The sequence below is a fragment of the Roseovarius albus genome (assembly GCF_900172335.1).
GTDB lineage: Bacteria > Pseudomonadota > Alphaproteobacteria > Rhodobacterales > Rhodobacteraceae > Roseovarius > Roseovarius albus.
In genome coordinates, this window is the sequence record NZ_FWFX01000001.1 from 72,072 (window position 1) to 84,318 (window position 12,247).

General features: G+C 56.4%; 12 protein-coding genes. All 12 read left to right on the forward strand.

Going from position 1 to position 12,247, the window contains the following annotated elements:
- Nucleotides 1–86 precede the first annotated feature (86 nt).
- The 12 genes from ftsW to ROA7450_RS00425 all read left to right on the forward strand — a co-directional run bounded on the left by ftsW (nucleotide 87) and on the right by ROA7450_RS00425 (nucleotide 12,234).
- Nucleotides 87–1,253 carry a putative lipid II flippase FtsW gene (ftsW, locus tag ROA7450_RS00370; protein ID WP_085803645.1) on the forward strand — a complete coding sequence of 389 codons (1,167 nt, stop codon included), beginning with the start codon at nucleotides 87–89 and terminating at the stop codon, nucleotides 1,251–1,253.
- Nucleotides 1,250–2,356, forward strand: a complete 1,107-nt coding sequence (locus tag ROA7450_RS00375) for a UDP-N-acetylglucosamine--N-acetylmuramyl-(pentapeptide) pyrophosphoryl-undecaprenol N-acetylglucosamine transferase (protein WP_085803646.1) — start codon at nucleotides 1,250–1,252, stop codon at nucleotides 2,354–2,356. The genes ftsW and ROA7450_RS00375 overlap by 4 nt, the downstream gene beginning before the upstream one ends.
- Entirely contained in the window at nucleotides 2,353–3,759 is a 1,407-nt protein-coding gene (murC, locus tag ROA7450_RS00380; RefSeq protein ID WP_085803647.1) for a UDP-N-acetylmuramate--L-alanine ligase, read from the forward strand. The genes ROA7450_RS00375 and murC overlap by 4 nt, the downstream gene beginning before the upstream one ends.
- 5 nt (nucleotides 3,760–3,764) lie before the next feature.
- Nucleotides 3,765–4,004: a DUF2484 family protein gene (locus ROA7450_RS00385; protein WP_200812906.1), complete on the forward strand. Its 240-nt coding sequence runs from the start codon at nucleotides 3,765–3,767 to the stop codon at nucleotides 4,002–4,004.
- Complete coding sequence (locus ROA7450_RS00390) at nucleotides 4,004–4,249, forward strand: DUF2484 family protein (RefSeq protein ID WP_085803648.1); 246 nt, start codon at nucleotides 4,004–4,006, stop codon at nucleotides 4,247–4,249. The genes ROA7450_RS00385 and ROA7450_RS00390 overlap by 1 nt, the downstream gene beginning before the upstream one ends.
- Before the next feature lie 20 nt (nucleotides 4,250–4,269).
- Nucleotides 4,270–5,220 (forward strand): UDP-N-acetylmuramate dehydrogenase, encoded by a 951-nt coding sequence (gene murB, locus ROA7450_RS00395; protein ID WP_370738196.1) that lies wholly within the window; start codon nucleotides 4,270–4,272, stop codon nucleotides 5,218–5,220.
- 54 nt (nucleotides 5,221–5,274) lie between these two features.
- Entirely contained in the window at nucleotides 5,275–6,195 is a 921-nt protein-coding gene (locus ROA7450_RS00400) for a D-alanine--D-alanine ligase (RefSeq protein ID WP_268808430.1), read from the forward strand.
- The gene (locus ROA7450_RS00405; protein WP_085803649.1) at nucleotides 6,183–7,055 is read left to right on the forward strand and encodes a cell division protein FtsQ/DivIB; all 873 of its coding nucleotides are present in this window, start codon (nucleotides 6,183–6,185) and stop codon (nucleotides 7,053–7,055) included. The genes ROA7450_RS00400 and ROA7450_RS00405 overlap by 13 nt, the downstream gene beginning before the upstream one ends.
- Nucleotides 7,052–8,386 (forward strand): cell division protein FtsA, encoded by a 1,335-nt coding sequence (ftsA, locus tag ROA7450_RS00410; RefSeq protein WP_085803650.1) that lies wholly within the window; start codon nucleotides 7,052–7,054, stop codon nucleotides 8,384–8,386. The genes ROA7450_RS00405 and ftsA overlap by 4 nt, the downstream gene beginning before the upstream one ends.
- Nucleotides 8,387–8,560: 174 nt before the next feature.
- Complete coding sequence (gene ftsZ, locus ROA7450_RS00415; protein ID WP_085803651.1) at nucleotides 8,561–10,150, forward strand: cell division protein FtsZ; 1,590 nt, start codon at nucleotides 8,561–8,563, stop codon at nucleotides 10,148–10,150.
- Nucleotides 10,151–10,354: 204 nt separating this feature from the next.
- Nucleotides 10,355–11,275 carry a UDP-3-O-acyl-N-acetylglucosamine deacetylase gene (gene lpxC, locus ROA7450_RS00420; RefSeq protein ID WP_085804112.1) on the forward strand — a complete coding sequence of 307 codons (921 nt, stop codon included), beginning with the start codon at nucleotides 10,355–10,357 and terminating at the stop codon, nucleotides 11,273–11,275.
- Between the two features lie 104 nt (nucleotides 11,276–11,379).
- The gene (locus ROA7450_RS00425; protein WP_143534301.1) at nucleotides 11,380–12,234 is read left to right on the forward strand and encodes an outer membrane protein assembly factor BamD; all 855 of its coding nucleotides are present in this window, start codon (nucleotides 11,380–11,382) and stop codon (nucleotides 12,232–12,234) included.
- The last annotated feature ends 13 nt before the right edge of the window (nucleotides 12,235–12,247 follow it).

Here is a 12,247-nt window from a genome sequence, read left to right on the forward strand (position 1 = left end):
CCTACTTCCCACAAAGCCAATCACCTGCTACACTGACCTCAGACCCCGAAAAGGGGCGTTGTATTGAGGCAGAACGGCGGTTCGCGATGACAGAAATGGTTTACGGGACGGTTCCCGTCCGGGAAGGCGAGCCCGTCCTTCCCAAATGGTGGCGCACAATCGACAAATGGTCGATGTCCTGTGTCCTGATCCTCTTCGGTATTGGTATTTTGCTGGGGCTGGCGGCCTCGCCCCCCTTAGCAGCCAAGAACGGATTTGACCCTTTCCATTACGTGCAGCGGCAGGCGTTCTTTGGCTCGCTGGCACTGATGGCGATGATGCTTACGTCGATGATGTCGCCCACGCTGGTGCGGCGCTTGGCGATCATCGGTTTCATCGTGGCCTTTGGCGCGCTGGCGCTATTGCCGGTGTTTGGCACCGACTTTGGCAAGGGCGCGGTGCGGTGGTATTCGCTGGGCTTTGCCAGTGTGCAACCGTCTGAGTTTCTGAAACCCGGTTTTGTTGTGGTCGCCGCCTGGATGATGGCCGCAAGCCTAGAAATTAACGGCCCACCGGGCAAGCGCATGAGCTTTGTTCTGGTGATTGTGCTGACGCTGTTTTTGGCGTTGCAGCCCGATTTTGGGCAGGCTTGTCTGCTACTCTTTGGATGGAGTGTGATGTATTTCGTGGCTGGTGCGCCGGTGCTGCTCTTGGTGGGCTTTGCTGTTCTGGTCGTGGCAGGTGGGACCTTCGCCTATAGCAATTCCGAACACTTTGCCCGCCGCATCGATGGCTTTCTAAGCCGTGATGTCGATCCGACCACGCAGTTGGGTTATGCCACCAATGCGATCCGCGAAGGCGGATTCTTTGGTGTCGGTGTGGGTGAGGGCGAGGTCAAATGGTCTTTGCCTGATGCCCATACCGATTTTATCATTGCCGTCGCGGCCGAGGAATATGGTCTTGTGCTGGTGCTGTGCATCATCGCGCTTTATGCCACCATAGTTGTGCGGTCGTTCCTGCGCCTGATGAAAGAGCGTGATCCTTTCATTCGCCTGGCAGGAACCGGACTGGCGGCAATCTTTGGTGTGCAGGCGATGATCAACATGGGCGTGGCCGTGCGCTTGCTTCCGGCCAAAGGAATGACCTTGCCTTTTGTCAGCTATGGTGGTTCATCGCTGATTGCGGGCGGCATTGCGCTGGGCATGCTTTTTGCCTTTACCCGATCTCGTCCGCAGGGCGAAATTCGTGATATTCTCAGAGGCGTAGTGCGATGAGTAAACCATCACCTTTGTTGGTGATTGCCGCCGGCGGGACCGGCGGCCATATGTTTCCGGCGCAATCTTTGGCCGAAGTCATGTTGGCACGCGGCTGGCGCGTGAAGCTGAGCACGGACGCACGTGGCGCGCGGTATGCTGGCGGGTTTCCGGAGGCGGTTGAGATTAACAAGATTGCCAGCGCAACCTTTGCCCGTGGTGGCCCTTTAGCCAAACTGGCGGCGCCGTTTCGGATTTTCGGCGGTGTGTTGGGCGCGGTTTGGGGCATGCTGCGGGACAAGCCGGATGTGGTGGTGGGTTTTGGTGGCTATCCCTCTATTCCAGCACTGTCGGCAGCATGGTTGCTGCGCCGTCCTCGCATGGTACATGAACAAAACGGTGTGCTGGGGTGGGTGAACCGTATCTTTTCCAAGAAAGTGGATCAGGTGGCCTGCGGTACGTGGCCGACTATCTTGCCCGAAGGCATCGAAGGCATCCACGTTGGAAATCCGGTGCGTGGGGCCGTTCTGGAGCGGGCCGAGGCGGGATATATTCCACCCGGTGATTACCCTATGTCCATTTTGGTGATCGGCGGCTCGCAAGGAGCACGGATTCTAAGCGATATTGTCCCGCCTGCGATTGCCCAACTACCGATCGAAGCATTGCGCTATATCCGGGTCAGCCATCAGGCGCGGGACGAAGATGAATTGCGCGTTGCCACCTATTATGCAGAGCACGGCATTAATGCCGATGTCGCCCCGTTCTTCACGGACATTCCAAGCCGCATGTCCGAGGCGCAGCTGGTGATCAGCCGCTCGGGCGCGTCCAGTGTTGCGGATATCAGCGTAATCGGACGGCCCTCCATTTTGGTGCCCTATGCCGCCGCCGCTGAAGATCATCAAACCGCCAATGCCCGAGCTCTGTCCGAGGCCGGGGCCGCCATCGTCATTCCTGAGTCGAAGTTCGAAGTTGATGCTCTGGCTGAGCAGATTATCAATGTTTTTGATAACCCAAATGGGGCCGTGAAAATGGCGCATGCCGCGTTGAGCGTCGCCACGCCCGACGCACCCGAACGTCTGGCCGATTTGGTCGAAACACTTGCAGCAGGGGAGCAAACGTCATGAACGCCGCAACCAAACTTCCCGGTGATGTCGGGCCGATCCATTTTGTCGGTATCGGCGGGATCGGCATGTCGGGCATCGCCGAGGTTCTGCTGAACCATGGCTACACGGTGCAGGGGTCTGACCTGAAGCAATCGCCGATCACCAAACGGTTGGAAGAAGCCGGGGCGACAATTTTTGAGGGCCAACGTGCTGAAAACCTCGAAGATGCCGAGGTGGTGGTGATCTCATCAGCCATCAAACCGGGTAACCCAGAATTGGACAGCGCTCGTGCGCGGGGATTACCCGTAGTGCGCCGAGCCGAGATGTTGGCCGAGTTGATGCGGTTGAAATCCAACGTTGCCATCGCTGGCACGCACGGTAAGACCACGACGACGACGATGGTCGCAGCGCTGCTGGATCATGGGCAAATAGACCCGACAGTGATTAACGGCGGTATCATTCACGCTTATGGATCAAATGCCCGTGTCGGAGATGGTGAGTGGATGGTGGTCGAGGCGGACGAGTCCGACGGCACCTTCAACCGCCTGCCCGCGACCATCGCGATTGTCACCAACATCGACCCCGAGCACATGGAGCATTGGGGTGATTTCGATACCCTGCGGCAGGGCTTTTACGACTTCGTCAGTAATATTCCTTTCTACGGGCTGGCCGTTTGCTGCACCGATCATCCCGAGGTGCAGGCGCTGGTGGGCCGGATCACCGACCGCCGCGTTGTAACTTACGGATTCAATGCCCAAGCCGATGTGCGGGCTCGGAACCTGACTTATAAGGCGGGCGTGGCGCATTTCGATATTCACCTGCAAGCCGAAGATATGGTGATCGAAGAATGTACCTTACCGATGCCCGGGGATCACAACGTCTCGAACGCGCTGAGCGCCGTAGCTGTCGCGCGCCATCTTGGCATGAAGCGCGATGAAATTCGCGAGGGGTTGGCCAACTTTGGCGGGGTCAATCGCCGCTTTACCCGCGTGGGGGAGGTGAATGGCGTGACCGTCATCGATGATTACGGTCACCACCCGGTCGAGATCACGGCAGTGCTAAAGGCTGCGCGTCAAGCAACCGAAGGGCGCATCATTGCGGTTCACCAACCGCACAGGTACACACGCCTACATTCGTTGTTCGACGATTTCTGCGCTTGTTTCAATGACGCTGATGTTGTTGCTATCGCTGATATCTACGCCGCGGGCGAAGATCCGATTGAAGGTGCCGGGCGCGACGACCTGGTCGCTGGACTGATCCGTCATGGCCATCGCCATGCGCGTGCCATCCAGGACGAGGATGATCTGGAGCGTCTGGTGCGCGAACAGGCGACACCGGGCGATATGGTGGTCTGCCTCGGGGCCGGGACGATCAGTGCGTGGGCCAATAGTTTGCCAGATCGGCTGAGAAACGAAGAAGGATAGGGGCTGTGTCGATCTCCCTCACACTCTCTTGTATCTGGGTGCTTCTGGCGACGCTGGTGGCCTTTCTACCTATGCGCCATCAATATCGGCCTGGATTTGCGTTATTGATCGCCGCGCCGGTACTGATCGTCTGGCTGGGGTATGACTACGGTTGGGTCTGGTCGGTTATGGCGGTGTTGGCCTTTGTTTCAATGTTTCGTAATCCACTGAGCTATTGCTGGCGTAAATGGCGGGGGACTGTGTAATGAGTATATCTTTGATTCTTGCCTGTTTGTGGGCACTGGCGGCGAATGTCCTAGCCTTGGTCCCAAGTCGTGACAATCACTGGCGCAGAGCGTATGTGCTGATCGCAATTGGGATTCCCTTGCTGGGCTTTGTCACCTACGAAAATGGCCCATGGATCGGCTTGTTGGTGCTGGCTGCTGGAATGAGCATTCTGCGCTGGCCGGTGATTTATCTGGGGCGTTGGCTGCGTGGATCCTTGAGATAACTTTTGAACGGGCCTGTATCATGACGGACCAACGGACAATCACGCAGATTCCAAACGTACGCGGGCGTCTGACCCAAAACCGCACTTTGAATGATCTGACATGGCTGCGGGTTGGTGGGCCGGCGGACTGGCTGTTCCAGCCCGCTGATGTGGAGGACTTGCAGCAGTTTATGCGTGATCTCGATCCTTCAGTGGCTGTCTTTCCGATGGGTGTGGGTAGCAACCTGATCGTGCGTGATGGAGGGTTGCGGGCGGTAGTTGTGCGCTTGGGGCGTGGGTTCAACCAGATCCGGGTTGAGGGCAATCGTGTTGTTGCCGGGGCTGCCGCACTGGATGCGCACGTGGCCAAAAAGGCAGCCGAGACCGGTGTTGATCTGACCTTCTTGCGGACCATTCCCGGTTCCATCGGCGGTGCGGTGCGGATGAACGCAGGTTGTTATGGCAGCTATACCGCTGATGCCTTTGTCGAGGCGCGTGCGATCACGCGTCAAGGTGAGGAAATCTACTTGACTGCGGAAGATTTAAATTTTGCCTACCGCCAAACGGACCTGGCCGCTGATTGCACCATTATTGAGGCCACCTTTGAAGGACCTTCAGGTAAACCAGAAGAGCTACTGGCACGCATGCAGGAGCAGCTTCACAAGCGTGATGAAACCCAACCTACCAAGGACCGTTCCGCTGGCAGCACCTTCCGCAATCCGGCAGGATTTAGCTCAACCGGGCGTGCAGATGATAAACATGATCTGAAGGCCTGGAAGGTGATTGATGATGCCGGCATGCGTGGCGCGCAGATAGGGGGCGCGCAGATGAGCGAAAAGCATCCCAACTTTTTGCTCAACGCTGACAATGCCACCGCGGCCGATCTGGAAGGATTGGGCGAGTTGGTGCGAAAAAAGGTTTTCAACAACAGCGGAATAGAGTTACAGTGGGAAATCATGAGGGTCGGAGAACCGGCCCCGTCAAAAAAATAAAACGAGCATAACGGTAACAGGGTCATAGTAAGACCCGGGATATTGAGGCACAGAGTGGGTTTTTCAGGCGAAAACACCCCTAAAGTCGCGGTCATTATGGGTGGCCCATCGTCCGAACATGAGGTTTCGCTCTCGTCCGGGCGAGAATGCGCTGCCGCGCTTAGGGAAGCTGGATTTCAGGTTGAAGAAATCGTCGCAGATCGTGATCTGCCCGAGGTGCTGCGCGCCAGCGCGCCCGATGTTGTGTTCAACGCATTGCACGGCCGTTGGGGTGAAGACGGCTGCGTGCAAGGCTTGCTGGAATGGATGGGTCTTCCATACACACATTCGGGTGTTTTGGCCTCGTCTTTGGCGATGGATAAGCAGCGCACGAAAGAAGTTTACAGGGTCAATGACCTGCCGATTGTCGAGAGCGTTTTGGCGCATAAGGATGACGTCTCTTCCAAACATGTGTTAAAGCCGCCCTATGTAGTGAAGCCCTATAATGAGGGGTCCTCGGTCGGCGTTTATATCGTGCATGAGGATGCCAACGGCCCGCCTAAACTGGCCGATGACATGCCTGACCTGGTGATGGTCGAAACCTACGCGCCGGGGCGCGAGTTGACCACCACAGTCATGGGCGATCGCGCATTGACGGTGACGGATATCATCACCGACGGTTGGTATGATTTTGACGCGAAATACAAGCCGGGCGGATCGCGTCATGTGGTGCCTGCCGAAGTGCCGCAAGAAATATTTGATGCCTGTATGGAGTATGCCATTAAGGCGCATGAGGTGCTGGGCTGTCGCGGTGTGAGCCGCACTGATTATCGCTGGGATGACGCGCGCGGCCTTGATGGATTGATCATACTGGAAACCAACACGCAGCCCGGGATGACGCCAACGTCGTTGAGCCCCGAACAGGCGCAGCATGTCGGGATTAGCTTTCCTGAGATGTGTCGTTGGATGGTGGAGGATGCCTCATGCGACAGGTAGAACCCAAGTTCGATCCGGCCCCGTCGCGCTGGTCGTATCGCTATCAGCGCCTGATGCTGACACCATTGTTCCGCAAAACCCTGCGCATTGGTCTGCCCTTTGCGTTGGCATTGGGCGCAGGGATCATGTTTTTCACAGACCCTGACCGGCAAGAGGCGTTGATCCAAAAAGTCGCGGACCTTCGTGAGCAGATTGAAACACGCCCTGAATTCATGGTGCAGCTACTAGAAGTCGAAGGTGCAAGCGCCCCGGTCGAAGAGGTCATTCGCGAGGTTTTTCCATTCAAGCTGCCGATCAGCTCGTTTGATGCTGACTTGGATGCGGTGCGGGTGATGATCGAAGACCTGCCCGCTGTGGCCGATGCTTCTGTGCGGATCCGCAAGGGCGGCGTTCTGGTGGCCAAGGTGGTGGAGCGTCAGCCAATCGCCCTGTGGCGGGTGCAGGACGGGTTGAACATCGTGGACGTCGAAGGCGTGGTGATCGGCAAGGTGCTGGAGCATCCCAAACTGATGGAAATGCCGATCATTGCCGGAGCTGGTGCCGAAAAGGCGGTGCCTGAGGCGCTGTCCTTGTCGCGCGCGGCTAAGTCCCTTGATGCGGAGGTGCGCGGACTTGTGCGTGTCGGTGAGCGTCGCTGGGATGTGGTGATGGAAAGCGGGCAGCGGATCATGCTTCCGGTGGACAATCCGCAGCGGGCGCTGGAACGCGTGATCGTGCTGGATGACATCAAAGACATGCTGAACCGCGACCTAAGCGTCGTCGATATGCGGATCGTGGAGCGGCCAACCATAAGAATGAATGAAAACGCTGCCGATGACTGGTGGCAGGTTTCTCAGACAACGGCGGGGGCGGTTGAATGATTGAGCTATATGAAAGCCAACGGGCGATGCGCAACATGCGCAAGGCGGCATTGCAGCGTGGGGTCGTCGCGGTTCTGGATGTGGGGACCTCCAAAATTGCATGTCTGGTGCTTCGCTTTGATGGCACCGATCGGCTGAAAGAGGCCGAAGGCATCGGTGCGATGGCTGGGCAGGCCGGTTTCCGAGTAATCGGTGCAGCCACAACCCGGTCGCGTGGAGTGAAATTCGGCGAAATCGACGCTATGCAAGAAACCGAACGGGCCATTCGTACCGCGTTACAGGCCGCGCAAAAGATGGCGAACATCCGCGTCGACCATGTGATTGCCTGCTTCTCAGGAGCGCAGCCGCGCTCTTATGGGTTGGCGGGCGCGGTTGAGCTTGAAGGACAGCTGGTCAGCGAGCAAGACGTCAGCCGTGTCTTGTCGTCCTGCGATGTGCCTGATTATGGCGAGGGGCGTGAAGTGCTGCACGCGCAACCCGTGAACTTCGCTTTGGATCACCGCACCGGTTTGAATGACCCGCGTGGGCAACTGGGGCAAACTCTGTCAACAGATATGCATATGCTGACCGTTGATAGCTTTGCGATTCAGAATCTGGCCTATTGCGTGAAGCGATGTGATCTTGAACTCGCTGGGCTCGCGTTTTCTGCATATGCATCTGGCTTGGCGTCTTTGGTTGAGGATGAGCAAGAGTTGGGCGCGGCCTGCATTGATTTGGGTGGCGGGTCAGCAGGTGTATCCATCTTTATGAAAAAGCACATGATTTATGCCGATAGCGTGCGCATTGGTGGCGATCATGTGACCAGTGATATCTCCATGGGATTGCAAGTTCCCACCGCCACTGCTGAGCGGATTAAGACCTTCTACGGCGGCGTAATGGCCACCGGTATGGATGACCGCGAGATGATAGAAATCGGCGGTGAAACCGGCGATTGGGAACATGATCGCCGCACAGTCAGTCGTACTGAGTTGATCGGCATCATGCGCCCACGAGTTGAAGAAATTCTGGAGGAAGCACGCAGCCGGTTGGATGCAGCGGGCTTTGAGTACCTTCCCAGCCAGCAGATCGTATTGACTGGCGGCGGTAGTCAGATCCCTGGTCTTGATGGTTTGGCCAGCAAGATTCTGGGGCAGCAGGTGCGACTGGGCCGTCCATTGCGTGTCCATGGTTTGCCACAGGCCGCTACAGGGGCCGGTTTTGCCAGTGCCGTGGGCATGTGTCTCTTCGCAGCAAATCCGCAGGATGAATGGTGGGATTTCGATCTCCCGGTCGACCGTTATCCAGCACGATCACTTAAGCGTGCCGTAAAATGGTTCAAGGACAACTGGTAACCACAAAATGTGGCCGCTTCGGCGAAATCCCGCGTAAAACCGTAAAAAAGCAGCTATATTTTGTGGTTTTTGGGTGTTTTTTTGGTGACGTAGGCCGCGCTGAGCGGTATGATTGTGGATAATAGGCAGAAGTAGGCCCGGAAATTTGGGCGAAAATAACAGGCGGACAGTATTATGACATTGAATCTCACAATGCCCGGGCATGAAGATCTCAAGCCACGTATCACCGTTTTTGGTGTCGGTGGTGCAGGTGGCAATGCCGTCAATAACATGATTGAAAAAGAACTCGACGGGGTCGATTTCGTCGTTGCAAATACCGACGCTCAGGCGCTGAGCCAGAGCCAATCGGACAGCCGTATCCAACTGGGTGTGAAGGTGACCGAAGGTTTGGGTGCGGGCGCGAAGCCAGCCATCGGTTCAGCCGCTGCCGAAGAAAGCATCGAACAGATCGTAGACCATCTGGCGGGCGCGCACATGTGTTTCATTACTGCGGGCATGGGCGGTGGCACCGGTACAGGTGCCGCGCCAATTATCGCGCAAGCCGCACGTGAGCTGGGTGTTCTGACCGTTGGTGTTGTCACCAAGCCGTTCCAGTTCGAAGGGGCTAAGCGCATGCGTCAGGCCGAAGAAGGTGTTGAAACCCTTCAGAAAATGGTCGACACACTGATCATTATTCCGAACCAGAACCTGTTCCGACTGGCCAATGAGAAAACCACCTTTACCGAGGCGTTTTCGATGGCGGATGATGTTCTGTATCAAGGTGTCAAAGGTGTGACCGACCTGATGGTTCGCCCTGGCCTGATCAACCTCGATTTTGCTGACGTTCGCGCCGTAATGGACGAAATGGGCAAGGCGATGATGGGTACGGGCGAGGCAACTGGTGAGGATCGCGCCATTCAGGCCGCCGAAAAGGCGATTGCCAACCCGCTGCTGGACGAGATCAGCCTGCGCGGTGCCAAAGGTGTTCTGATCAACATCACCGGTGGACCGGATCTGACCCTGTTCGAACTGGACGAAGCAGCCAACCGCATCCGCGAAGAGGTGGACGGCGACGCCAACATCATCGTGGGCTCCACGTTGGACACACTGACCGAGGGCGCAATGCGCGTGAGCGTGGTTGCCACCGGCATCGACGCCAGCGACGTGGCGCATGAAATGCCGGTTCCACGCCGCAGCCTGGCTGAGCCACTGAAGCCAGCGGTTGAAACCGAAGAAAAGGAAGAAGCTCCAGCAGCAGTTGCGATGGAAGCGGAGCCAAATCTTTTCGCAGAAGCGGAAGAGCAGGAAACAGCAAGCGCACCAGCAGAAGATATCTTTGATCCGCTTGGTTATGAAGATGCAGCTTCGGCGGACGAAAGCGATGATCTGCCCGCACCTGCCTACATCCCTCAAGTCGAGGTCGCCCAAGAAGCCGAGCAGTTTGAAGAAGAGTTGGACAGCTTTATTGCACCTAAGCCGGGAACGCCTTCACCTGAAGCGCTGGCCCGTCTGCAAGCGGCAGTCAATAACGCGCCTTCACGCAACGCAGATGCGCAGCCACGCACCGAAGCGCCACGGGCAGAAGAGTCGGCCGAGCGCTCACGCTTCGGGATTAATTCACTGATCAACCGGATGACGGGCCATGGTTCGGAACAAGAGCAAGCCTCGGTTCGTCCGATGCGCCAACAGCCTACGGTGCAAAGTCGTCCGACACAACATGAGTCGCAGGATGAGACGGATGAGCAGATCGAAATCCCTGCTTTCCTGCGCCGTCAGGCGAACTAAGTCTTCAACAGTGTTACTGGAAAAGGGCTGCGTTTTGTGGCCCTTTTTTTATTATAAATCAGTAAGGTAACTCATAGGTAGGCAGAAAGCTGCTTACACTGTTACAACCGTGTTTCAGACCGTAGCAAAGATTGAGTTGAGCCTTCTAAGCCCCAGCCTTAAATCTCTGGCAGCATGAACAAGGGCGAACGTCCCGGGGGCACTTTGCAAACTACGATTAAATCTTCTGTATCTTTTGACGGTGTTGGTCTGCATTCCGGCGCTCCGGTCAGGATGACTATCCTGCCGGCACTGCCTAATAGTGGCATCGTATTCCGCCGCATGGATAATGTGCCTGGTCGTCGCGATATCCGCGCGCTGTGGAACCTTGTGCACCAATCCCCGCTGTGTACCCGTTTGGAAAATGAGGACGGTGTTACCGTATCTACAGTTGAACACATCATGGCCGCCTTAATGGGATGTGGTGTTCATAACGCCGTCGTCGAGGTTGATGGCCCCGAAGTTCCGATCCTTGATGGCAGCTCGGCTGCGTTTGTTCGTGGTATTCTTGGAAAAGGCCTGCGTCGAATTAACGTGCCGCTGAAAGTTTACCGCATCACGGACACTATCGAGGTTCGCCGTGGCGATAGTTGGGCGCGATTTACTCCGCATGACCGTCTGCTGATCGATTTCCGCATTGAGTTTAAAGATGCCGCCATTGGTACTCAAAAGAAAACCTTGGATATGTCCAACGGCAGCTTTGTAAGGGAATTGTCGAACAGCCGTACTTTCTGCCGTAAGGCTGACGTTGACGCGATGCACGCACAAGGACTGGCCTTGGGTGGCACTTATGAAAATGCGGTCGTGGTCGACGGTGATCGGGTGCTCAGCCCCGGTGGCCTGCGTCACAAAGACGAAGCGGTACGTCATAAGATGCTGGATGCTTTAGGTGACCTTGGCTTGGCCGGCGCACCGATTCTTGGCCATTACGAAGGCTTCAAGGCGGGGCACGCACTGACGAATGACCTGCTTCGTGCCATGTTCGCTCAGCCCGAATGCTTTGAGAAAGTCACATGCAGCGATGAAATGGCTGCAAAACTGCCGGGTGCAGGGGTGCATTGGGATGAAATTCCCGAAGTCGCCTGAACGTGACTTAATTTCCGCCAAAGACATTTTGCACAGGAAATTTATGTGCTAGAGCAGTGTCAGATCGGGGGCGACCCCGCAGTGAAACTGAAATGGGTTCGAGCATGAAAGTCGGCACGCTCCGAGCAAAACTGTTAACGGGTATCGTTGTTTCCATTGCGCTAGCAGGGTGCTCGGGTAGCATTGACAACAAGGTTGAACGCGGCGACGTCAACTACGAAGAATTCACCGCCGAACAAATTTATGAACGTGGCGAATATGATCTGGCGCGGAATGACCCGGATTTGGCAGCCAGCGTGTTCGCCGAGGTTGAACGGCTTTATCCTTATTCTGAACTGGCCAAGCGCTCTGTTATCATGCAGGCCTATTCCTATCATCTTGCCAAGGATTACGAGAACAGCCGCGCGGCCGCGCAGCGGTTCATCGACTTCTATCCAACAGACGAAGACGCCGCTTATGCCCAATATCTTCTGGCACTCAGCTATTACGATCAGATCGACGAAGTCGGTCGCGACCAAGGATTGACCTTCCAGGCGCTGCAATCATTGCGCCAAGTGATCGAGCTTTACCCAGACAGCGAATACGCGCGGTCTGCCATTCTGAAATTCGACCTTGCCTTTGATCATCTGGCCGGCAAAGAAATGGAAATCGGGCGCTACTATTTGCGTCGCGATCACTACGCTGCATCAATCAACCGGTTCCGCGTTGTGGTCGAAGATTTCCAAACCACGACTCACACCGCAGAGGCCTTGCATCGCCTGGTCGAAGCTTACCTATCTTTGGGCCTCTATAATGAGGCGCGCACTGCCGGGGCCATTCTGGGCCATAACTTCCGTGGGACTGATTGGTATGAAGATAGCTATGCGCTGCTGACCGGTCAGGGGCTCACGCTTGAAGCCGCAGGCGACAGCTGGCTGCGTCAGGTTCACCGCCAGATGATCAAGGGCCAATGGCTCTGATCCAGGGGTAGGA